33 protein-coding genes are annotated in these 21,583 nt (G+C 42.3%); 22 read left to right on the top strand and 11 right to left on the bottom strand.

What is annotated here, in order from left to right; all coding sequences use genetic code 11:
- Positions 1 to 2 precede the first annotated feature (2 nt).
- The 6 genes from O8C65_08900 to O8C65_08875 all read left to right on the top strand — a co-directional run bounded on the left by O8C65_08900 (position 3) and on the right by O8C65_08875 (position 5,053).
- Positions 3 to 926, top strand: coding sequence for a deoxyhypusine synthase (locus tag O8C65_08900; protein MCZ7357039.1), 924 nt, complete (start codon positions 3 to 5; stop codon positions 924 to 926).
- Position 927: 1 nt separating this feature from the next.
- Complete coding sequence (pyrF, locus tag O8C65_08895) at positions 928 to 1,578, top strand: orotidine-5'-phosphate decarboxylase (protein MCZ7357038.1); 651 nt, start codon at positions 928 to 930, stop codon at positions 1,576 to 1,578.
- 81 nt (positions 1,579 to 1,659) lie between these two features.
- A complete protein-coding gene (locus O8C65_08890; protein MCZ7357037.1) occupies positions 1,660 to 1,953 on the top strand; it encodes a hypothetical protein in 294 nt (97 codons plus the stop codon).
- A gap of 211 nt (positions 1,954 to 2,164) precedes the next feature.
- Positions 2,165 to 2,980, top strand: a complete 816-nt coding sequence (locus O8C65_08885; GenBank protein MCZ7357036.1) for an ATP-binding cassette domain-containing protein — start codon at positions 2,165 to 2,167, stop codon at positions 2,978 to 2,980.
- Entirely contained in the window at positions 2,980 to 3,729 is a 750-nt protein-coding gene (locus O8C65_08880) for an ABC transporter permease (GenBank protein ID MCZ7357035.1), read from the top strand. Before O8C65_08885 ends, O8C65_08880 begins: the two co-directional genes overlap by 1 nt.
- Before the next feature lie 127 nt (positions 3,730 to 3,856).
- A complete protein-coding gene (locus tag O8C65_08875; protein MCZ7357034.1) occupies positions 3,857 to 5,053 on the top strand; it encodes a DUF362 domain-containing protein in 1,197 nt (398 codons plus the stop codon).
- Between the two features lie 459 nt (positions 5,054 to 5,512).
- Here the strand turns inward: O8C65_08875 and O8C65_08870 are convergent, their stop codons facing one another.
- Positions 5,513 to 6,379: an SDR family oxidoreductase gene (locus O8C65_08870; GenBank protein ID MCZ7357033.1), complete on the bottom strand. Its 867-nt coding sequence runs from the start codon at positions 6,377 to 6,379 to the stop codon at positions 5,513 to 5,515.
- A gap of 91 nt (positions 6,380 to 6,470) precedes the next feature.
- Complete coding sequence (locus O8C65_08865) at positions 6,471 to 6,734, bottom strand: hypothetical protein (protein ID MCZ7357032.1); 264 nt, start codon at positions 6,732 to 6,734, stop codon at positions 6,471 to 6,473.
- Positions 6,735 to 6,879: 145 nt separating this feature from the next.
- On the opposite strand from O8C65_08865, the gene O8C65_08860 reads away from it, so the two are divergent.
- Entirely contained in the window at positions 6,880 to 7,068 is a 189-nt protein-coding gene (locus tag O8C65_08860) for a hypothetical protein (GenBank protein ID MCZ7357031.1), read from the top strand.
- Positions 7,069 to 7,214: 146 nt separating this feature from the next.
- Here the strand turns inward: O8C65_08860 and O8C65_08855 are convergent, their stop codons facing one another.
- Positions 7,215 to 8,153 carry a 2-dehydropantoate 2-reductase gene (locus O8C65_08855; protein MCZ7357030.1) on the bottom strand — a complete coding sequence of 313 codons (939 nt, stop codon included), beginning with the start codon at positions 8,151 to 8,153 and terminating at the stop codon, positions 7,215 to 7,217.
- 266 nt (positions 8,154 to 8,419) lie between these two features.
- Between O8C65_08855 and O8C65_08850 the strand changes: the two genes are divergently transcribed.
- The 12 genes from O8C65_08850 to O8C65_08795 all read left to right on the top strand — a co-directional run bounded on the left by O8C65_08850 (position 8,420) and on the right by O8C65_08795 (position 13,773).
- Positions 8,420 to 8,827 (top strand): DUF2178 domain-containing protein, encoded by a 408-nt coding sequence (locus O8C65_08850; protein ID MCZ7357029.1) that lies wholly within the window; start codon positions 8,420 to 8,422, stop codon positions 8,825 to 8,827.
- Complete coding sequence (locus O8C65_08845; protein ID MCZ7357028.1) at positions 8,824 to 9,228, top strand: hypothetical protein; 405 nt, start codon at positions 8,824 to 8,826, stop codon at positions 9,226 to 9,228. The genes O8C65_08850 and O8C65_08845 overlap by 4 nt, the downstream gene beginning before the upstream one ends.
- Positions 9,225 to 9,617 (top strand): DUF2178 domain-containing protein, encoded by a 393-nt coding sequence (locus O8C65_08840; GenBank protein MCZ7357027.1) that lies wholly within the window; start codon positions 9,225 to 9,227, stop codon positions 9,615 to 9,617. The genes O8C65_08845 and O8C65_08840 overlap by 4 nt, the downstream gene beginning before the upstream one ends.
- The gene (locus O8C65_08835) at positions 9,614 to 10,030 is read left to right on the top strand and encodes a hypothetical protein (protein ID MCZ7357026.1); all 417 of its coding nucleotides are present in this window, start codon (positions 9,614 to 9,616) and stop codon (positions 10,028 to 10,030) included. The genes O8C65_08840 and O8C65_08835 overlap by 4 nt, the downstream gene beginning before the upstream one ends.
- A 113-nt stretch (positions 10,031 to 10,143) precedes the next feature.
- On the top strand, positions 10,144 to 10,362 hold the full coding sequence (locus O8C65_08830; protein MCZ7357025.1) for a hypothetical protein: 219 nt from the start codon (positions 10,144 to 10,146) through the stop codon (positions 10,360 to 10,362).
- Positions 10,362 to 10,556 (top strand): helix-turn-helix transcriptional regulator, encoded by a 195-nt coding sequence (locus O8C65_08825; protein ID MCZ7357024.1) that lies wholly within the window; start codon positions 10,362 to 10,364, stop codon positions 10,554 to 10,556. Before O8C65_08830 ends, O8C65_08825 begins: the two co-directional genes overlap by 1 nt.
- 131 nt (positions 10,557 to 10,687) lie before the next feature.
- Positions 10,688 to 10,837, top strand: coding sequence for a hypothetical protein (locus O8C65_08820; GenBank protein ID MCZ7357023.1), 150 nt, complete (start codon positions 10,688 to 10,690; stop codon positions 10,835 to 10,837).
- On the top strand, positions 10,827 to 11,555 hold the full coding sequence (locus O8C65_08815; GenBank protein ID MCZ7357022.1) for a hypothetical protein: 729 nt from the start codon (positions 10,827 to 10,829) through the stop codon (positions 11,553 to 11,555). The genes O8C65_08820 and O8C65_08815 overlap by 11 nt, the downstream gene beginning before the upstream one ends.
- Positions 11,552 to 12,160, top strand: coding sequence for a hypothetical protein (locus tag O8C65_08810; protein ID MCZ7357021.1), 609 nt, complete (start codon positions 11,552 to 11,554; stop codon positions 12,158 to 12,160). The genes O8C65_08815 and O8C65_08810 overlap by 4 nt, the downstream gene beginning before the upstream one ends.
- A 190-nt stretch (positions 12,161 to 12,350) precedes the next feature.
- A complete protein-coding gene (locus O8C65_08805) occupies positions 12,351 to 12,749 on the top strand; it encodes a PEGA domain-containing protein (protein MCZ7357020.1) in 399 nt (132 codons plus the stop codon).
- Positions 12,750 to 13,163: 414 nt separating this feature from the next.
- A complete protein-coding gene (locus O8C65_08800) occupies positions 13,164 to 13,517 on the top strand; it encodes a hypothetical protein (protein ID MCZ7357019.1) in 354 nt (117 codons plus the stop codon).
- 70 nt (positions 13,518 to 13,587) lie between these two features.
- Entirely contained in the window at positions 13,588 to 13,773 is a 186-nt protein-coding gene (locus tag O8C65_08795) for a hypothetical protein (GenBank protein ID MCZ7357018.1), read from the top strand.
- Between the two features lie 185 nt (positions 13,774 to 13,958).
- On the opposite strand, the gene O8C65_08790 is transcribed toward O8C65_08795, so the two are convergent.
- Entirely contained in the window at positions 13,959 to 15,404 is a 1,446-nt protein-coding gene (locus O8C65_08790; protein MCZ7357017.1) for a hypothetical protein, read from the bottom strand.
- Positions 15,405 to 15,413: 9 nt separating this feature from the next.
- Positions 15,414 to 16,124 (bottom strand): ABC transporter ATP-binding protein, encoded by a 711-nt coding sequence (locus O8C65_08785; GenBank protein MCZ7357016.1) that lies wholly within the window; start codon positions 16,122 to 16,124, stop codon positions 15,414 to 15,416.
- A 137-nt stretch (positions 16,125 to 16,261) separates the two neighbouring features.
- Between O8C65_08785 and O8C65_08780 the strand changes: the two genes are divergently transcribed.
- Entirely contained in the window at positions 16,262 to 16,894 is a 633-nt protein-coding gene (locus O8C65_08780; protein MCZ7357015.1) for an SdpI family protein, read from the top strand.
- Between the two features lie 36 nt (positions 16,895 to 16,930).
- Complete coding sequence (locus O8C65_08775) at positions 16,931 to 17,620, top strand: isoprenylcysteine carboxylmethyltransferase family protein (protein ID MCZ7357014.1); 690 nt, start codon at positions 16,931 to 16,933, stop codon at positions 17,618 to 17,620.
- A 33-nt stretch (positions 17,621 to 17,653) separates the two neighbouring features.
- On the opposite strand, the gene O8C65_08770 is transcribed toward O8C65_08775, so the two are convergent.
- The 3 genes from O8C65_08770 to O8C65_08760 form a co-directional block, all read right to left on the bottom strand.
- Positions 17,654 to 18,139 carry a hypothetical protein gene (locus tag O8C65_08770; protein ID MCZ7357013.1) on the bottom strand — a complete coding sequence of 162 codons (486 nt, stop codon included), beginning with the start codon at positions 18,137 to 18,139 and terminating at the stop codon, positions 17,654 to 17,656.
- An 8-nt stretch (positions 18,140 to 18,147) separates the two neighbouring features.
- Positions 18,148 to 19,362 carry an ABC transporter permease gene (locus O8C65_08765; GenBank protein ID MCZ7357012.1) on the bottom strand — a complete coding sequence of 405 codons (1,215 nt, stop codon included), beginning with the start codon at positions 19,360 to 19,362 and terminating at the stop codon, positions 18,148 to 18,150.
- A gap of 118 nt (positions 19,363 to 19,480) precedes the next feature.
- Positions 19,481 to 20,083 (bottom strand): TetR/AcrR family transcriptional regulator, encoded by a 603-nt coding sequence (locus O8C65_08760; protein ID MCZ7357011.1) that lies wholly within the window; start codon positions 20,081 to 20,083, stop codon positions 19,481 to 19,483.
- A gap of 221 nt (positions 20,084 to 20,304) precedes the next feature.
- Here O8C65_08760 and O8C65_08755 point away from each other — a divergent pair, with 221 nt between their 5' ends.
- Positions 20,305 to 20,427 (top strand): hypothetical protein, encoded by a 123-nt coding sequence (locus tag O8C65_08755; protein MCZ7357010.1) that lies wholly within the window; start codon positions 20,305 to 20,307, stop codon positions 20,425 to 20,427.
- Between the two features lie 31 nt (positions 20,428 to 20,458).
- On the opposite strand, the gene O8C65_08750 is transcribed toward O8C65_08755, so the two are convergent.
- From O8C65_08750 to O8C65_08740, 3 genes are all read right to left on the bottom strand, one after another.
- A complete protein-coding gene (locus tag O8C65_08750) occupies positions 20,459 to 21,037 on the bottom strand; it encodes a flavodoxin family protein (GenBank protein MCZ7357009.1) in 579 nt (192 codons plus the stop codon).
- 53 nt (positions 21,038 to 21,090) lie between these two features.
- Positions 21,091 to 21,210 carry a hypothetical protein gene (locus tag O8C65_08745; protein ID MCZ7357008.1) on the bottom strand — a complete coding sequence of 40 codons (120 nt, stop codon included), beginning with the start codon at positions 21,208 to 21,210 and terminating at the stop codon, positions 21,091 to 21,093.
- Positions 21,179 to 21,583, bottom strand: a 405-nt coding sequence (locus O8C65_08740; protein MCZ7357007.1) for a hypothetical protein, incomplete at its 5' end; no start/stop codon positions are given. The genes O8C65_08745 and O8C65_08740, both read right to left, overlap by 32 nt.

Genomic DNA, 21,583 nt, shown 5'->3' with positions numbered 1-21,583 from the left:
ATATGGAAAAACTCAATCATCCTGTCAGGCATGCGAAGATAACACCCGGTATGACCGTAGAACAGCTTATGGGCTCTTTCTCAGGCTGTGCTTTCGGGGCAGGGCGGCTCTGCGAGGCCGTGGAAATATACAGGGAGATGCTGAAAGACAGCGAATGCACCAAATTCTTCGGCCTGGCGGGAGCTATGGTCCCTGCTGGCATGAGGCAGATAGTGACCGACCTTATAAGGGACAGGGACATAGATATCCTCGTCACCACAGGGGCGAATCTTGTCCACGATATCATCGAGTCCCTTGGACTTCACCACTACAAGGGGACCGATTTAACAGATGATGTTGAGCTGAAGCATTGTTCAATCAACCGCATTTACGATGTGTTCATTCCCGAGGACCATTTTGCAAAGCTTGAAGATAAACTCCAGCCCATATTCCGAGAGCTTCCGGAAAGACTCTCGATAAGCGAGCTGCTCTCTCACATCGGGAGCAAACTCGATGACGATAATTCCATATTGAAAAGCGCATACGATATGGGCATTCCGGTGTACTGCCCCGCAATCCAGGACTCGATAATAGGACTGCAGGCCATGCTGTACAAGCAGACAAAGCCGCTCAATGTGGATGTTTTTTCCGATATGAGAGGTTTGATCGACCGATGTTACGATGCAAAGCGTACAGGCGTCCTGATCGTGGGCGGGGGCGTGCCAAAGAACTTCATCCTTCAATCTATGCTTGTTACTCCGAAATCTTTTGATTATGCTATACAGCTTACCATGGACAGGCCTGAGACCGGAGGATTGTCAGGGGCAACGCTCGATGAGGCGCGATCATGGGGTAAAATCGGGGAGAACGCACGGGCTGTGACTGTGTATTCGGACGCTACGATCACGCTGCCGATAATCGTGGCGGCTGCGAAAGGCGGGAGCTGACATGCTTAAAAAGACACAACTCATACTGGCCCTTGATATTGCGGATAAAGCCAGGGCAATCTCCTTATCCATAGACCTGGCAAATTATACAGATGCCGTAAAAATAGGTTATCCGCTTGTTCTTGGCGCCGGGATTGATATAATCAAGGATATTTCGGACATCGTGCCCGTAATCGTGGATTTCAAGGTAGCGGATATACCGAATACCGCAAGGTTGATATGCAGCCAGGCATTCGATGCCGGAGCCAGCGCCGTCATCGTACACGGGTTTACGGGAAGCGATAGCCTCTTGGAATGCGTAAGGACGGCCAGGGAATTTGATGGCTCGATATACGTCGTAACGGAAATGAGCCATCCCGGAGCTCTTGATTTCATGGCGCCTGTATCTGATGCGCTTGCACAGCTTGCGGTTGATTGTAATGCTTCCGGTGTGGTGGCGCCGGCCACGCGACCTGAAAGAGTGAAAGTAATACGCAGCATCGTGGGAGATATGACAATAATCTCACCAGGCGTGGGAGCGCAGGGAGGGAGCGCCGCCGATGCGATAAGGGCGGGGACGGATTATGTTATCGTGGGGAGGAGCATATATAATTCCAGGGATCCTGTAATTGAAGCCGAAAAAATAGTCAGAGAGATTGAAAACTGCCGATGATGATAACACATTACTGAAATATGATGAACCCTATGAGTACTGATGGCAGGAATCTACACGAAGTAGTTTTTCTTGATTCAATTGTTTTTAGAACCTATTATTGACGATATTGGCTTATCTTCAAAAAATCGAGATAGTCGATATAATCTTAATTGGAAATCTGATGAAAAATGTTATTTTGGTTCTAGTCAGTATTGGGATGCACAAAAACGCCTATCGCCTACACGGCATCCCTGCCCACAAATAGAAGAAACCGGGCTCCGGCTTGCGAAGCCGTTAAAGCGGCTCAAGACTATCCTGACGCTATGGCAATATCCACATATGGAAATACATTTAGGAAAGAATAAAGATCAATACGATAAAGAAATTGTTTGAAGGAAATTTTAATTCCGTTTTTTCTGATGCGTGCCTCGAAACACAAGAGAGAAAGCCAAAATAACACGACACCTGAAGAAAACACTGGAAAAAACAATGAACACGGCGTAGCTGGTTTAAATCCCGCCATGCGAGGCTGCCCCAGATTTTTCGCACAAAATATTAAATATGCGAATGAACTATCGTATGATTCGATTCAATATAGATTGATATGCCCCAAAATGAAAAAACAGATAATTACTCAATAGAGGTCAGGAATCTCACAAAAAGGTTCGGCAACTTTACAGCAGTAGACAATATTTCCTTTTCAGTAAAACGGGGGGAGACCTTTGCATTCCTCGGACCCAACGGCGCCGGGAAAACAACCACAATAAAGATGCTCACAACTCTTCTTCGCCCCACTGCCGGGACAATGCTCGTGAACGGCTACGACCCCATTAAGAACCAGGATGCAGTCAGGCGCTCTTTTGGGATTGTATTCCAGGACCAGAGCCTTGACGAAGAGCTTACCACGTACGAAAACATGGAATTCCACGGCGTGCTTTACAGGGTGCCTGATAAAATATTAGGGGCAAGAATCGAAGAACTTCTTAATTTCGTAGAACTCTGGGACAGGAAAAACGATCTTGTAAAACACTTTTCAGGAGGGATGAAGCGCAGACTTGAAATTGCAAGGGGGCTTCTTCATACGCCGCAGGTATTGTTCCTTGATGAACCGACCATAGGCCTTGACCCGCAGACACGCAATCACATCTGGAAATACCTGAAAGACCTAAACGGAACCGCGGGTATTACAGTATTTTTCACCACACATTATATGGATGAAGCGGAGCGCGTTGCGGACCGCGTGGCAATCATAGACCACGGGAAAATCGTTTCCGAAGGCAGCCCGGAAGGTCTTATGACAGAAACAGGTACAAAGTCGCTGGAAGAAGCATTTCTCTCCCTGACAGGCAAAAAAATACGCGAGGAAGAAGCAGGAAGTATCGACCAGATGCGGATGAACCGCAAGATGTGGAGCAAATAATGATTAGAACAATTTACATACTCTGGCTCAGGCAGCTCAAGCGATATGTCCGTTCACGCTCAAGGATCATAGGCTCACTCGGGCAGCCCCTTCTCTTCCTGGTCGCGCTGGGATACGGGTTCGGTCCCATATTCCAGAAAGCAGGGCAGGGAAATTACCTTGAATTCCTTGCTCCCGGAGTTATTGCCATGAGCATTCTTTTTACCGCGATCTTTTCAGGGATAGAGATCATTTGGGATAAGCAGTTCGGATTCCTGAAAGAAACGCTTGTTGCTCCTGTATCGCGGTTCAATATCATGATAGGCAGAACCCTTGGCGGCGCAACGGTGGCAACGCTTCAGGGCATTATCGTGTTTCTTATATCAATAGCGGTCGGATTCAGACCAACAAATAATGCGTTCCTGCCTGTAGCCTTTCTAGTAATGGTGCTGACAGCTTTACTCTTTACAGCTATGGGTACGGCCATAGCATCGCTACTTGAAGACATGCAGGGTTTCCAGATGATCATGAATTTCCTGGTGATGCCGATCTTTTTTCTTTCCGGGGCCCTCTTCCCTCTGGCAGGACTTCCTGATTCGATTGTCACAATAGCAAGCCTGAACCCCCTGACATTCGGAGTTGACGGCTTAAGAGGGGCTCTCATTGGTCAGATGCACTTTGGTTTTATAACAGATTTTGCAGTGCTTTCAGGCATTACGGCGCTCTTCCTTGTGATCGGAAGCTATCTGTTTTCGAAAATTGAGATATGATATGCCTGAAAGAAATTATTAAATATTTAATTTAATTATCGATTAAAAATCGTAAAAAAGTGAAAAGGAGTTTAATTATGGTAATTCCAGGAATATCAGGAAGCCACAAAATTGTTATGAGGGAGAAATGGTGCATTTGAAGCCTTCTACAGAAATTCTCAACAAGCAGAATGAAGGTAGTAACATTTCTACAGTGTCCCTTGTAAGGTGCCAAACCTATAATAATTCAAATATTGAGGACGCGATCGAAAAAGCACTGGGGCTTATTGGCGGTATTGAAAGTTATGTTAAACCTGGTGATCATGTCCTTTTAAAGATCAATCTCCTGACAGGTGATGTTCCTGAAAAGGCAGTTACCACGCATCCGGCGATCGTACGGGCCATGATACATCAGGTTAGAGCAGCAGGAGGCATCCCGCAGGTTGGCGATTGCAGTGGATATGAAGGAGCGTCAAATCGTAAAAGGTACTTTGCTGCCTGCCGCAGTTCTGGCATCATGCAGGTATGTGAGGAGGAAGGGGCAGAGATCCTGCACCTGAGTGCGGAATCTGTTGATGCAAAAAATGCCAGCGGTCGTATGTTTAAAAGCTTCATCTTATCAAAGCAGGTTCTGCAAGCTGATGTGCTGATCTCCCTGCCAAAACTCAAAACCCATGGGCTGACATTATTTACCGGAGGAGTAAAGAATAACTTCGGCTGTGTAACCGGCCTCAATAAGGCAAAAATGCATCTTCGTGCCCAGGATCCGGAAACATTTTCCCAGATGCTCGTGGATCTGCTTGGCATAGTGCGGCCTGAATTGACATTGATGGATGCAGTGGTCGGTATGGAAGGCAACGGGCCGAGCAACGGCACGCCAAAAAAAGTCAATGCAATTCTTGCAAGTAAAGACCCCGTGGCACTTGATGCAGTAGCATGCAAGATGGTTGGCATAGAGCCGTTCATGGTGCCTTCCACTCGACTTGCGCACGAACAGGGCAGAGGTGTGGGAAATATTTCCAGTATCAATGTACTTGGAGAGAATCTGATGGACATGCAAATCAAGGACTTTCAGCTTCCTTCTGGCACTGCATCATTTTTCCGTGCCAGAGGTTTGATGCGTTTCCTTCGCAGTATGTTGGTGGCTAAACCTGAGCTGGTGAGAGAAAATTGCAAGAAATGCTGGATATGCATGGAACACTGTCCTTCCGGTGCGTTGTCAAAAAAAGGGGAGTATCCTTCGTTTGATCATAAGAAATGTATCCGATGTTATTGCTGCCAGGAATTATGTCCCAGCAATGCCATTGAATTGAGGACACCTTTTCTGGGCAGGTTTGTGAAATAATTGTATGCAGGCCGCGACAGTTGGAAAGGATTCTCGCATGCGCGGTAAGGTCACTACCATAACTGCCGGGATAGTATTCGATAGGTCTATTTTTTTTTCTTGAAATGCCGGAACTCTGATCGTTATCGGTATATAAAACCCAAAGGCGCAAAAGTCTCTTGAGTTGGACAAACGTGTTAAGACGCGCAATGCCACGGGAACCCCGATTTCGTTGAACTTAAACAAATCGATTCCGCTATTAACGAAACCATCAAATTAGCCAATTGAATTAAAAACTTATCTATTTTTCAGATATGACCTGATCCCTGCAAAAAGCTAGATAGAGAATCCTGTAGAAGGCAGGGGGATTATTGTTCCTTATCGGCCTTTATTTGCACATCGAAAAGGATTATTCCGGCAAACACGTCCAAAAAGCTTATTTCCCTTCATGTTCCTGGAAATGCTCTCAAGACGATTGACTCAAGAAAGCTGAAACGCTCTTATATTATCCCTGATAAATTGGGTAAATAAAACTGGCTTTCTTCTCGTGACCTTTTCTACTGTGGGATAAACTTCCGCAAGATAACCTGCCTTAGCGATCTTATTTAATTCTGCAAGCCCATTGACCATCCACTGGGGCATTCCCATTTTAGTCAAGGAATCATTGGCCGCGCTTTCAGGAATGTCCACATACTTGATGGTTCTTCCTAAAGCCTTTCCGAAAAGTAGAGCGATATCGTAATTAGAAAGAGCTTCGCCGCCAGTCAGCGGATAGACTTGCCCCTCATGTCCTCGCTCGGTCAATGCTGCCACCGCCACTACCGCAATATCGCGCACATCCACATAGCTCACCTTTCCATCACCGAGAGGAGCATAAAAGGCGTTCCGGGTCTTGATGGAGTCAGCATACCCCAAATAGTTCTGCATGAAGGGAGCAGGACGGAGAAACGTATAAGATATGCCGGACTCTTCAATTGACTTTTCCACTTCCCGATGCCATCTTGGGATCGTAGTGGCATTCTCATCTGCAGTCAGTGCCGAAGAGCGGACTATGTACTTAACTCCTGCCTTTTTCGCTGCTTGAACAACATTGATACCGAGTTCCACCAGGTTTTCAACGAACGGCGTCAGTGAAAAGAGTTTATCAACCCCATTAAGGGCTTTCTCAAGCGATCCTGGATCGCTGAAATCACCCTTAACCTGTTCCACTCCTGCCTTTTCCCAGACGGGATTGTTCTGCCTTGATCGAACCATGATCTTAAAAGGAACTTTTCGCTTAATCAGCTCTTCAGCCACCTGGCTTCCGATATGCCCTGTTGCACCGGTAATTAAGATTGTATTCGCCATTATTAGCACTCCCCCTAGTTCTTTAATCTCTTTTACATAATATTTCGCAATCCGTCTTTGTTACATGAGTTATGCTGGTACTCCATGTGTCCTACATATTCTCCATCATTTCCAGCGCTTCTTCAAGCGGCAAAGCAGGAGCTATATGAGGCACTCCTATTTCCCTGAACGGGTAGGTTATCTTTAGAATCGATTCTTCATTTGAGGCATCAAATATTGCTAAAGAGATATGCCGACCTATCAGCAGATATCTGCCTATCAATTTAACTCCTTTGGGATATTTGAATTCTTTCCAAAGTTCCAGAAGTTTTGATGTATTCTCTGGAACCCACTTGAACCATAGGACAAACAACATTTACTAACCTCCTATATTATGTATGTAATAAGGCGATATAAGTACTTTGGCGTCTGATATATACTGTTTATCCCGCCATGGCAAGCCGTTCCCGATAGAACTTTCCATAAAGAACACCCGAAAAAATAATAAGGAGGAGAATTAAATGTCGCCCTCAAAACTGGATCAGTTTACTGATTCCGAAACCGCATATTCTGGCTGGAATTGGCTCTACAAAGTTGATGGCGCAGCCTGCCCTGATCCTGCGCGGCATTATTGTCTCTACAAAAAAGATAATCTATCAGGCTGGAATGGCGGCAAAGCTGTTAGTCCAATTGAAGACTACAAGAGTTGATTTTCATATGGGTGATTTATAAATCGAAGCCGCCAACAGTGAGCGCACCGGGCACGGTCCGGATGAAATTCGGACGAATCGCGCCATAGCGAAGCATTTCATGTCAGAATTTCAATATCACCTTGTCCATTGCGGAGGAAGCATTTTCATCCGCTTTCAAGTACTTTAATCAAGCCGTATATAAGAAGGTTTAGTGGAGTTTGTATGTTATGTTTTTTCCCAAGTTCTATGATTTTTCCATTTAAAAAATCAACTTCAGTCTTCCTTTTATTAATAATATCAACTAACATAGAAGTCTTATGCTCATATCCTTTTTCTAGAGCATTATCCATTGATTTTCCAAGACGCTCTTCATCTAATTCAATGCCTTCTGCCCTTGCAATTTTCAATGATTCTTGTGCAATCGCAAATAAACTCTCATTTAATTCAGGTATTTCAGATATTACGCCTAAATTTTTCCTAGTGATTGCGTTGATTGAGTTGCCTATAATTATTGGAATAGCTTTTCTCCAAACTTCCTCGGAAATATTATCAACTGCTTTTGCAGGTATTCCTGCCGAAGTTAATACTGATGCAAATTTTTTTGCATATTCTTGTGATCTCTGGAATCTCCCTCCAAATATGCTTTCTTCATAAAATGTTAATAACTCAATATGTCCAGGTTTAACCATTGTTGCAGGAAACCAAACGATACCTTCTATAATCTGTTCTTTACTGACATATTTGCTGATAATTTCGCTTATCCCAAGCCCATTTTGCAGACAAACAACATAAGTATTTTTTCCAATTATCGGTAAAGTACTCTTGACAGCTTCTTCCAGACTATATGCTTTTACTGCAAACAGAATTAAATCTTGTTTTTGTGTAATACTTCCTGGTGGTACGATGGTCACATTATTCAAATGTATTTCTTTAACACCAGATATTGATAATCCATTTTCTTTAACTTGTTTAATTATACCCTCATTCTTTTCTATAAAAGTTACTTTGTATCCTGCATTTGATAAAAAACCTCCAAAAGCACTTCCAATTGCACCAGAACCAACAATACAGATATTGTCAAAATCTATTGTGTTTTTGAACATTCTAACCTCAAATTAAAATATTGTCCTTATCCAGAACAACTTGTTACTAAATATAGGAACAACTTGTTATGATTATGCTTTGGTTTGCGTCCGTATTTTTGGATATGTTGGGGGTAATAAATATCGGCACAATTTCACCTATAGCTATGTTTCTTGGATCGATACTGTTATTATTAGTTCTCCCCCTTGTATTTGTTCTATATTTTGAACGAAGAGGAGATGTATGGTGAAAACAAAGTTGCAACTAGATAACTTTTGGTGATTGGATGAAACTGACAAACGAAATATCTAAGGCAAAAAGCAGGGATTTCGGGATATTTGTTAAAGCATGCATAGGCATAATATTGATTGGAATTCTTGCGCTATCTCTTAATCAGATTGGTATTGGGATTAATCTTGTACTTTCCGGCGTATTCATGATTGTATTTGCAATGCTTCTTGGCAAGGAGCATTATTTTCAGGACGAGCGCTCCAGAAGGATAGCTGAAAAGGCAGGATATCATGCCTATGGAGCAACATTGATAACAATTCTTCTTATATTGGCGTTTGGCAAAGTCATTCCGGCGATAGAGAATGCGGACTACTGGAATGTATCTATGATTGTTTTCTTTGCCGGATTCATTCCTTTTTTGATATACGATTGGTACTATAAAAGAAAGGGTGATGTAAAATGAAAATTTGGCATGGAATCCTGATATTCGCTGCAATATTGTGGCTGATTCATTTATTCGCCGGCATTTCAATCATACTCAAAGGCGGCAGTTACGAGGCGGCGAAATCTGCAACGTCTCCGCTTGGGATTATCATCACGCTCCTCATCTATTCAGCAGCCATATCCATGATAAAGGACAAGGGCTGGTTTGAGCAGGACGAGCGGACGCTGAGGCTGTCGGGAATTGCTTTCCGCTACTCGTATATTTGCATAATGATTATTGTTGCCGCTCTAGTCGGAATATACATACTTGCGCCCGAGAAACTATCTGTGGACATAACCCTCTCGGTAATAGGCACGGCTGTATTGATTATTCCGTTTGCGCTTCTTCAATATTTTGATAGAAAGGGTGATGCGAAATGAAATTTCGGGCAGACAAAGACGTTTTGCAGTTTTTGGCGATGAGTTTGGGACTGGTAGCCATAGGCGCACTTTTGTGGATTTTTTATAATCCGATATTCGGCGCAGGCCTGATACTTGGCGGAACAATCATGACAATAACCGGCCTGTATGCCGCAACAAAGCCAAAAGACCAGCTTCTTGCGGACGAGCGCACTGCAAGAATCAACGAAAAGGCGGGGCTTCATGCATTCGAGATAATGCTGACAACGTCCGTCATCATAACTCTGATCGATCTTGCAGCTTCGTCTCCGATTAAGTATCAAGCGGGCGTAGTGCCGGCCCAGATTGCCGGGATTTACTCCTACATTATACTGCAATGGTATTATAACAAAAAAGGTGATATCGAATGAACAACTTCAACAGAAAATGGTGGTATTTGCTTTTCGTTCTCGGGTTTGTGTCATTGGCCATTGTAATAATCCAAATAATTTTAGGAATAAGGCCGTCATATAGCCAAAACGTAATTATCGACATTATTCGGTGGTTGGACATCATGATAGCTGCCTGGTGTTTTTACTCAATGCCAACAACAGGAGCTGTGGGCGATGAACGAACCATAAGAGCTCTTGAAAAAGCGAGCATATATGCATTTTTGATTCTTGTGGGATGTTTGATTCTATTGAGTGGAGCATACATTTTGGGTGGGACAAACAGTTTCTTGCTGGCCGCCAAGGATTCCCCCTGGACGCCGATAATTGTCGGACATATCGGAATATATTCGTGGATCATATTGGTTTATTATTTTGTTAAAAAGGGTGAATGAAATGGAACTGATAAGAAACAAAGGTATCTGGGCTTGGTATTACCTGATATAATACCGTCATCGTGGGCAACGATTGTGTTCAGGTGGTAGTACAATAAAAAAGGTGATATCGAATGAAGATTAAGGAAAATAAAAAAATGATATTGATGAGTAAGATTAACCTGGCGCTAAGCATAGGTTTGCTGGCGTTTGTATTTTATAATGTGCTTAAAAACATCCATGAAGGAAGGCCGTTTTACACGGGAAGCGTAATTTTCGGCTTCCTTATGTTCGCCAGCATATTTTCCTGGCTAATTATTGGGTATCATATTGACAAAAAAGGCGAAGTGTAATGAAAACCCGAATCAAGGAGCTGCGGGCAAGATATGATTTAACTCAAGAAGAACTTGCCAAAAAGGTGGGTGTAAGAAGAGAAACTATTGTTTTCTTAGAAAAAGGAAAATATAATCCCTCATTGAAGCTTGCTCATGATATAGCTGAAGTATTAAAATCAAAAATAGAGGAAATTTTTATCTTTGAGGAGTAATCAGGGTAGTATGGCAATAAATGTCACTGAAATCATAATTAAAATGTCGCAAATGTGTGAACCCATAATGTACTTTAGCAAAGCGAGAAGAGGTATTTTTATATGAGCCCGGCAACTGATTATGCAATAGGATGGGTACACTTGCATTGATCAATGCCGGGATTGCCCAGGGGAAAAATAGAAGCGGCATTAATTGGTTTCTTCTTTCAATGCTGCTTGGCCCAATAGCCACCTTCATACTGATTGCTTTTTTTGATAAAAACAAAAGGCATGGTGATTGAGTTGCCGGTGAGCGTATTTGAGCATATAAAGAGGTTGATTGGCTGGTGCAAGAAAGATGATCTTGAGTTTGCACGCTCTAACACCATAAATCCCAATATTGGCACGAATGCCTTTCATGCAAAATATGCACCGTCCGAGCGCCAACGGATTCTTGTAGACAGTTCCCGTGATGCAGGCATAATAAAAATTTTAGTTCCCGCTTCTATCGCGGCTTTTCTATTGATATTAATCAATATCAATTATTCGATAATAGATATAATTGCAATTTCAATATTTTATTTTGCCTCAGTACTTTTATTTCTTCAGAATAACACAACAGTGGAAATTACACCTGACAGTATCATTATTCACAGACCCGTGCTAAGGCCTGTCAAAATACAAAAAAAGAACATTGAAAAAATGGAGATCACCAAAAATTCCTCTTACAAACTGCGATGGATTCTTTATCCGGTCTCGATTGTTGCGCTTTTAATCTTGATTGGAAAAAATGTAATCAGTGCAAACCTGAACTTTGCAAGTTCAGATCCTCTGATAGTGAAATTCATTACCGCTTATTCAATACCCATGACGACTGTATTTTTTGCAGTAATATTCTACCATTATCTGGTCAGATCGCATAATCCAACTATTTTAAAATTTGTGATGAAAAATCGCGAAGTTACCTTTTATACCAATAATCCACAGGAGCTGATGAATAAATTAGGAGTGATTCAATGACAACTCTTACAGAAAATATCTCTGTCAGGGGAATGACAAAAGAAGCTATGATCGGAATTACTCTTATTTTGAGCTGGTTTATCCTTTATTTTGGGTCAGAGTATAAACACTTTTTTGAGAAATACCCATTTGAATTAATACTGCTCTATATAGTGTTATTGACTTTCATTCAAACCCGGTCGACTGTTGAAATCAATAATAATCATATAAAGATCAGCACATTGTTAAGCAGGGTATTGGGTTCAACAACCCGTTCCATAGATTCAGTACATTCTATACAGGTAAAGGAGAAAAAAACACATAAATTGGCTATCTGGTTAATAGTTCTAATGGGATTATTGTGGTTTTTCACATTTTTAGTTGATATAATTAGGGGAGTGCCTATCGAAAAACTCAACCAAAATCTATTGTGGATTGTTTTTAGTTTCGGTCTGGGATATTTCACTTACATTGAATATAAGGCCAGATTCTATATCCAGATTAAATTTTTTCCGTACCCTTCCATAAACAAGATCCTAATTCATACAAAAAATGCTCAGGGAATCTCTGATGTTCTTGAAGCCAACGAGAATAGGAATGATATAGGAGCTGGAGGTTTAAAATGAATCTGATCAAGCAGGGGATTCTGACAGTGCAGTTTTATATGCAGTATTATAGATTACAACGAAGACGCCACTGTCGATGACAAACGAGCCAAGCCAGTGATAAATCTGTAAATTCCACCAAAATAGGTATATGCTGTAAATGAATCACCCCGTTACCTATTTGAAGCAGAACTTTATACACCTTAAAATTATGGTTATATTTAAAAATGTTATGAAAATGCAGATTAAAACTAAAATTGTGATTGCAATTATGTTCTATGCTTCATTAGCTGGTAGTGTTTTTCTTTCAGGATGCGTTGAGAAAAGTACACCTGGTTCTGCAAACTTTACATCCTGGCCATCAGGAGCAGAGATATGGATAGATGGTTCCAATGTAGAAGAAGTTACTCCTACTACTATTTCTGGTCTAAAAGAAGGAAATCATACGTATGCTTTTAGAAAAGAAGGCTATGTGGTTTTTAACGGTACTTTTTATATTAAATCCGGTCAAACCACAAATGTTTCTAATGGTTCAACACGGTTGATTAATGAAACATATGTAATTATCAGGGGGGACATCATTGAGAATCCGCCAAACATCCGTTTCTAAACAGCAACTCTCCCAGTCTTAAATGCCATCTGAAGATACCGGATTCTACTGGGCTAACGGTATTCTTATAAAGAGTACTCGCATATGCTAATGCTACTGCAACGCCTGTTCCTGTACAGCCTTCGGCACTGGATAACTGTGCGGCAAGTCATTTGAAGAACCTGATATCTTCACAAAACCAGTGCAATTTTAGGACTGGAATTTGAGGCGATACAAGCGAAGTCCTTATAAATTGTGGTGAAAAATAATGAACAAGAAAATCAAATATGCAATTTTAGGACTAATATTAGCGGTTTTAATCCTGATAATCATAAATTTTCAATTGCATATGCCGCTACAAAGGGAAATAATAAAACCGCCACCGGCAATTCTTAAGCTAGATGGGAAGCAACAGATTTCGGGGATCGGCTCATATTGCTGGATGAAGCCTGGGAATTTGTTTGTGCTGATTATGCAGGCATACCGACAGTTAGTGAGCCACTGACTGCAAAGTCACCTGTTACAGCGCATCTCAGCCTACCTCTAAAGGGACCTCCTCAGGAGTTACAACTCAAGGTCGTTCAAGTTACGAATAAAGATATACTTGAAACTGCCGCTGGAGACTTGCAGTTCTGGCGTTCCATCGACGGAACGTACTTTATCCTTCCTCTTGAGAGTGAACAGGATGTAAACCTTTCACTCGAACCAGGGCTTTACGTAATGGAGGTATTCCCAAGATGGAAAGAAAAAGGCAGTGTAGCCTATGGTTTCCTGTTGAAGGTGCAATAAATATAATTATGGAACCTGTTTAGCAGGCGCATGAACTCATCCATATCCCCTTATAACATCAGCGAAGGGAATGCCAGTATTAAGCATAATTTCATGCGGTATGCTTGAAGATGAGCATATGTGTTCTCGGAGGATAGCGGAGTTGACACTGGTGGAGAACAGTGAATATTTCGGGCTGCAAAGGAAACTAAAATACAGGGGATGCCTTCCCGCACTGGTTCCACTGGACAGAATCCAGAAAACCCTGGAAAAATGAGCAGATCCAATCCATTCCTGCGATTCTAAAACCCTTCTGCAGCTTTCGTTTCATTGAAAAAATTTGCGGTAAACTGGAGAACAAAAATAAAACGAAAGTAACAGTTGTCGTCAACGTGCTGAAGATTGCATGCCGATGTTGAACTGCTAAAAGCAAAAGTGTGAGGGAACAGCAGGGAAATGTCCTCAGGCAATCCTGAACATCCTGCCTTGCCAGCGGCTGTCCAGCTTGCTCAGGAATACCATGGAAGCTGCAACCAGGATAAGTCCCAGACCCGCGATGTAGAGGGTTGAAAATTCGCTGTTTACCGGATAATAGAATGACAAAAGCGTTTCAGCCAGCAATACAGGAACCACCGCCAGCGAGAACTGAAGCAGGATCTTTGCGTCGAGAAGATAGCTATTCGTGAACAATCCTGTGAGAAAAGCAAGCACATATCCTACATATGCAGATACTGTGAACATTATGAAAAAGCCAATCATCAGCAAGTCCCTCTCTCCTTTCAGATATCCCACTACAACAAGGTACGGCACTGCCACGACACATATAAAGAACAGGAAAAGTATTAATTTTGTTCGGATAACATGGGGCATGGACAGGGGCAGGGAATTGTAACATTCTGATATGTCAATGTTGGACAGCCAGCTATAGAGCAGGGTGCAGAAGAACCCTACCATGGCTGCATAGAATAGCAGGGAAAAACTGAAGTCCCAGAGCATTACAGATTCGACGAACCATGTCACCGCATATAAGAAGAGAAGAGGCATAAGGAAAGTCAGTATGACGGGGAATATGATACCGCTGCGTATAAGGTCTATAATATCCTTGGACAGCACGGGGCCATATTTCGGTGCAAGCCTGGAGGTCAAACGCGCAGTTTTCATGAACGCTTCCTTTGCCTTGCGCTCATAGGGAGCAGGCACTTCTTTTATGAAAAAATAGGAGATCACTCCAAGCCCGAGTAATGTTATCAATACTTCAAGCACCAGGTGAAAAGAATGGGAATGGTAGAATACAAGTGCGGGGAGTTGAGCCGCTACCTCTTTAATATCAATCCCTGTAAACCACAGATAGAGCCCTCCCGCTGCAGCTATTACCAATCCAGCTGTGCCCAGACGCGCCAGTGATGCGAACAGAAGCACGCTGAAACTGATGCCGAGTAAAAAAGATAGGGTAAGGGAAACGAAGAGGAATAACAGGGAAGAAAAAGAGATAGGCAGGAAAATGGATGCCAGCGCTAGTCCAAGTATCATCGGCAGGATGGTGAAGAAGATATAGTAAAGTGTATCCTTGATGTAAAACAGGAAAAACAGCCGCCTGAAGCGTATGGGCAGGGTATAGCTGCTTGCCAGAAGAAGACTCACGCTGCCAAAGCGCCGCTCAAGGATGCGATCTCCGAACATGGCAAAACCGCCAACGCTGAGTCCATAGAACAGCAGTACCCAGTGCGCCACGAGCAGCAAGTCATCTATCGCCACGGTGCGCCGCAGCATGGGAAGGGTCGCTCCCATTATGAAAGTGAAAAGGACGATGGTCAGGGACGAAAAGAGAAAATAGGAGCGGTTGAAAAAAGATGCCTGAAGCCTGAACTCTTCCTTGAACATCAATTTCAGGATCTTTACATCGAGCACAGTTTCCTCCTAAGCAGAAACAAGACGCACGAAAATCTGCTCCAGGTCCTCGCCTTTTGCTTTGCTGAGTTCTTCCATGCTGCCCACGGCCACCAGTCTGCCCCTATCAATGATGCCCACCCGGGTGCAGAGCTTTTCAGCAAGCTCAAGGATGTGGGTGCTGAGGAACACGGTCCCGCCCCCTTTCACGAAGTCAAGTAACCATGCTTTGAATATCCTCTGGATGAGCGGGTCAAGGTCGAGGAAAGGCTCGTCCATGAACAGCATTCTGGGTTCGTGAAGCAGCCCCGCCGATAATGTAACTTTTTTCTTCTGCCCTTTGGAGAGGCTCATGCACATCGTCTCTCGCTTTTCTTCAAGACCGAAAAATTCTATCCACCGGTCCACATTCCCGTTCTGAGGCAATCCCCTGACCGATGACACAAAATGAAGATATTCTTCCACTGTCAAAAATGAGGGCGGGTATTCAAGTTCGGGAACTATGCCGATAGCGGCTTTTACTGAGATAGGGTCGGCAGCAACATCTATACCTAACACTTTCGCCGTGCCTGAGGTTGGGGGTATCTGTCCGCTGAGCATTTGCAGGGTGGTTGTTTTGCCCGCGCCGTTAGGGCCGATGAAGCCGAAGAGTTCGCCTGGTTTGATAGTTATGGATAGATCTTCTACTGCTGTCAGTTCGCCGAATCGCTTGGTGAGGGCTTGTGTTACTACGGGGAGCAAAAGGATCGCCTGTTCGTACCGGTTAATTTAGAATAATATATTATCATGCTTCTTTAAATAATTATGTTAGGAGTTTCCTGATGTCCAACTTTCATAGCAGCAGGCTATTAATAAAACATGGGTGAATATTCATAAACATGAGAAAAAGTGAATTGATCATCTTTGGAATAATCATTCTATCCTTCGCTACTGGCATCTATTATTATCCTCAAATGCCAGAAAAAGTGGCATCTCACTGGAATGCTCAAGGGCTAGTTAATGGTTATATGTCAAAGTTCTGGGGATTATTTCTTATGCCGATCATTTCAGTGGGAATGTTATTGCTCTTTATCTTAATACCCAGGATAGACCCGTTAAAATCCAATATACAGCAATTCAGAAAATATTATGATGGATTTATAGTCTCGATAATGGTTTTTCTATTTTATCTATATCTACTGACAATTTTCTGGAACTCTGGATATACATTCAATATGATTATTTTTTTATCCCCTGCTTTTGCAATATTATTCTATTATTCTGGAATCTTAATCGAAAATGCCAAGAGGAACTGGTTTATTGGAATAAGAACACCCTGGACGCTGAGTAGCGATAAAGTATGGGACAAAACTCATAAAATTGGCGGTAAGTTGTTTAAGATTGTTGGAGTTGTTACTCTTTTAGCAATATTTTTTGAGAGCTTTGCAATATTTATTATCGTTGTCCCGGTGATTTTAATATCCATTTATACCGTTGTGTATTCATATTTTGAATATCAGAAAGAGAAATAAGAGAGTTATATATTCATATAACTATAATTTATACACATGGCTGAAGGCACTGCAGATTTAACGAAGAAAGCGTTTTTTGGACTTGCACAGCTGGTTATTATTTTGGGAGTACTGCTTTTTGTCCCCGCCTGGTCATTGGATTTCTGGGAAGCATGGGTTTTTCTGTTCATTTTTTCGATAGCGGTCTTAGAGATTATTCTTTACTTCATAAAAAACGATCCGAAACTGATAGAAGGACGGCTTAAAGCAGGACCGTCCGCAGAAAAGGAGAGAAGACAAAAAATTATACAGGCCTTCGCAAGTCTTTTTTTTATCTTACTGATCGTGGTTCCGGCGATTGATCATCGCTTTCATTGGTCCCATGTTCCGGTCAACTTCGTCTTGGTCGGAGATATTTTCGTTCTCCTGGGACTTCTAATAGTTTTTATTGTCTTCAAAGCAAATAGGTACGCCGCCGGTGTCATTGAAGTTGGCAAAGAGCAGAAAGTCATATCAACTGGCCCCTACGCAATCGTTCGGCACCCTATGTACACAGGAGCACTGCTGATGTTATGTTTTGTTTCTCTTGCGCTTGGTTCATTGTGGGGATTGGTTTTCGTCTTCCCAATGTTTGTTGTAATTGTCTTGAGACTCCTCGACGAAGAGAAATTTTTATCCAAAAACCTTCCGGGTTATAAAGAATATCGTCAGAAGACTCGTTATCGTCTTGTTCCTTTCCTATGGTAGCGATAGCAGTCAACTGGCATCGAATACTCCTATTTATTCATTTGAAGAAATAAACTGTTCAGAAAGTATGTTTTTTATTTTCAAACGCATACCTACAATCCTTCCTATCATTATTCCTGCAAGAATACTATATGTGAAGGCTGTGAGGACAGAACCGTGTATCCAATGCCCGAAAAGCCATGATCTTGATATGGAAAAAGCCACATAAAATAGCATTATAATAATGCCAATCGTATCAAAACGAGAAACAACTTTTGCCCTCTCTTCATGCCAGTGAATTATAAACATACGAGTGGCAATGAACCCAAGGAATGATCCCAGGAGAAATCCGCCAATGGATAGCTCGATGCCAATAATACCCTCCAGGACATCATACAGCATAAGCCCGGTCAGGATTATACCTATCACATAAAAAATCCTTATCCTGAAAATGAGCTTTCGGTCTATATGTTTCTTCGCCGGATGTTCTTTAATATTCAGAGAATTTAAAATTTTTCTAAAGAAATTTCTGTTTTCCATATAATCTCTTATTGTTCAAACCTCAGGGCATCCACCGGATTCATCTTTGCTCCCGATCTTGCAGGTGCAACGCCTGAGAGAACGCCCACAAATACAGAGAATGCAAGTGCAAAGATAAGAAGCTGGGGCGTGACAACAGCGCTCAAACCCACCGCAGATATCATGACTGATATCAGTATGCCAAAAATTATCCCGATTATTCCACCAAAAAATCCGAATAATCCGGATTCCATAATGAAAAGTTTCATTACTTCATTATCTGTAGCCCCAAGTGCCTTGAGTAATCCTATCTGTCTCGTGCGTTCCATGACCGACATGAACATGGTATTTGCTATTCCTACGGCGCCCACAAGAAGCGAGACTGCCGCAATTGCAGCAAGGAACAGCGATATGGACTGGACTATGCTGGTTATCTGCTGCTGTATTGCTGCGAACGCTGTGACTGTAAAATCCTGAGTTCTTGGATTGACATGTCTCTCAGGCATAAGTTTTTGTGTGATAGCCTCGGCTATTGAAGTCGCAAGCGCCGGGTCGGCTACCTTTACCATGATTGAAGTAAACTGGTTTCTGGATAAGTTTGTAGTTATAACTTGCCGTGCGTAATCTGCAGGCATATATACCGCATTATCCCCTCCTCCAAAACCCCCTCCTGATGAAACAAGGATTCCAACGACCTTGAAACTCTTGCCTCCTATTGTAGTCGGTCTATTCAGGGTAATAGACTGTAAAAAGGTAGTATGAGCTAAAGAGTTGCCTATCACTACTGTGTTCGAATCGCCTGGCTGAAGATACCTGCCTGCTTCAAGCTTCGTTGTGACCATGGAGCGCCAGACTGACGTATCGACGCCGCTTACGGACACGGAGGTCTTCTCGGTACCCAGTTTTATATCCGAACTGCCTGAAACCATGCCATTTACATACAATACGCCTGCTACCTGTTTGATCGCGTTCGCGTCTCTATCCGTGAGGTTGATATTACCTGAAGCCGCCCCCATACCCCCGAAACCATTAGAAGCACGCGAAAAACCCGGAGTGACTGTGATCAAATCAGCTCCAAGACCACCGAGGTTAGCCTGCACGCTTTCCTGCATACCCTGACCTATGGAGATTATGGCTACGACCGCAGCTACACCTATTACTATGCCTATAATAGTGAGCCAGCTTCGCATCTTGCTTTTCTTGACGTGGCTCAGGGACAATGTAAAAATATCTAACGTTTTCATTTAGTTCAGCCTGTTATCTTTCCATCAAGCATTTTCACAATTCTTCCTGCATCAAACTCACTCATGCGATAGATTTTCCAGACGTCCTGCAGTTCCATTACAGTATCCTTCATACAATTCAACTCCTGATACCTTCGAATACTATATCGATCTTTTTGGAAATATCCCTAGAAAACGAGTAAGCGCTCTCTGACTTTAACCAGGCCATTAGTGAGAACAAGTAGATTGCAATCAAAGTTTCAGTAGCTTTCTTTACATCTATAGTGCTTCTTACGTCTCCCTCTCTTACACCCTCTTCAAGTAAATCGCTTAGTATCTTAATGAGACGGTAGCGTCTTTTTTTATCTTCATCAGATTTCAACCCTGTAAATTTTATATGGTTTATGTATTCAAAGACCAGCAGTTTTGTAAGTTCTTTATCTTTTTCATAGTTCTCTGCCAGAAATGCCAGTAGGTTCTTTATCTTATCCCTGGTAGAGCAACTTCTTGTCAAATCATTTTCTACCAAACTATAAATTAGCTCATCCCTCTGTTCTCCAAAGTATAGGAGAAGCGCATCTTTAGTCGGAAAATAATTGAAAAATGTGCCCTTACCTATTCCAGCTTCTTCGGTAATCTCATCAATACTTGTGCTTTCAAATCCTTTTTCTTTGAATAATCTTCCCGCCACTTCAAAGATCTTATTTTTCGTTTCTATTTTCTTTTTCTCACGCAGGGACATATTGCCATCTTCTTAATGATAATGACTACGGTCTAGTATGACTATGTTCATACATGACCATAGTCATAGTTAAAAGTTTTGGTGCTAGTATTTATGAGTAAAGCCTTCTCCGTGTCTAAAGTCGTTCATAAATTTTTTTCTTGCAAAACTACCTAATTTCTCTGCTATCGATTTTCCATTTTCAGAATTTTCATTCCCTATGGAAACCATGAAAACAATTGATGCCGCCTGAAAATTTACACTTTCCTGTGGAAGAGGACGAGTTGCCGCAGAGGACACCTTTCGAGATCGCAGTTACGATCCAGTACTATAAGAACAAGCGTGGAGCAGATGATTGCGGATAGGATGGTTGTCAGGTCTTAAGACAAAATCAAATCATTCACTTCTTATTTTTTTGAGCAGCCATGCCATATTCTCTCCGAGATTCTTCATGTTCCGGATTCCTTCTTCATCTTTATTAACGTCCCCAATTTCTCTCCCAATACCCATGTTCCAGTAACTTGAACCGGGGACGATCATCTGGTTGATCTGGAAGAAATGATTTATAGAGTCAAAAACATGTAACGCGCCTCCCCTTCGCACTGCTACCACAGCGGCGCCCACCTTTCGTTTGAACATTCCGCCATTGGCCATTGCGGTAAATCCTGCACGTTCTATCAGAGCCTTCATTTCTGACGTTACATCGGCGAAATATGTTGGTGATCCAAGGATAATTCCATCAGCTTCCACCATCTTTTCAATACAATCATTCACGATATCGTTCTTGACAGCGCATTTCCTGTCTTTTGTTTCAAAACATTTATAGCATGCTATACATCCCTGTATCTTCTTGCCTGCAAGCTCCACTAATTCTGTCTCTATCCCTTCTTTTTCCAATTCAGTGAACACATGGTTTATGAGAATTGCAGTGTTGCCCTGTTTTCGGGCGCTTCCGTTAAACGCTACTACTTTCATCCTGATTACCTCTAAATGCAATGTATTACTTTCTGGGATAAAATATAGATTCCTTAATGATTACTTTCGCTCCGCTCTTGGAGTTCAAATATATTTGTCTTCTTGATGGCACTATCATAAGAGGGGTCGAAATTATCGACCTCATGTCCGCGGTCCAAAAAATGCTGGATCATGTGAGAGCCGATAAATCCTGCACCACCTGTTACCAAACATTTCATGCTGTGAAATTGAAATACATTTTTTAAGTATTGGTCTTGAATCCTGTGGAATGCGCGCACTCCGTGCGTGGTTGAGTTCAGCGCCGCTATCGCGGATAAGCGCCTCGCTTCGCTCGGGGGCTGCTTTCGGATATGAACTGTTTTTCGACTGAATATAGTAAATATAATTATAAAAAACACTCATCATGTGGCACAATCCTAAAATCCAGTGATTTTTAGTTTTTTTAGCAGAAGATCCAGATAATTTGGTAACAATCATCTTTCCATAAACCGCAATCAACATAAAGTAAACCATTTTTGAAGTGAGAGACGGAAATAATACAAAACT

The organism is Candidatus Methanoperedens sp., assembly GCA_027460535.1.
In the GTDB taxonomy this organism is placed as follows: Archaea; Halobacteriota; Methanosarcinia; order Methanosarcinales; family Methanoperedenaceae; genus Methanoperedens.
This window is presented reverse-complemented; position numbering and strand designations above follow the sequence as displayed.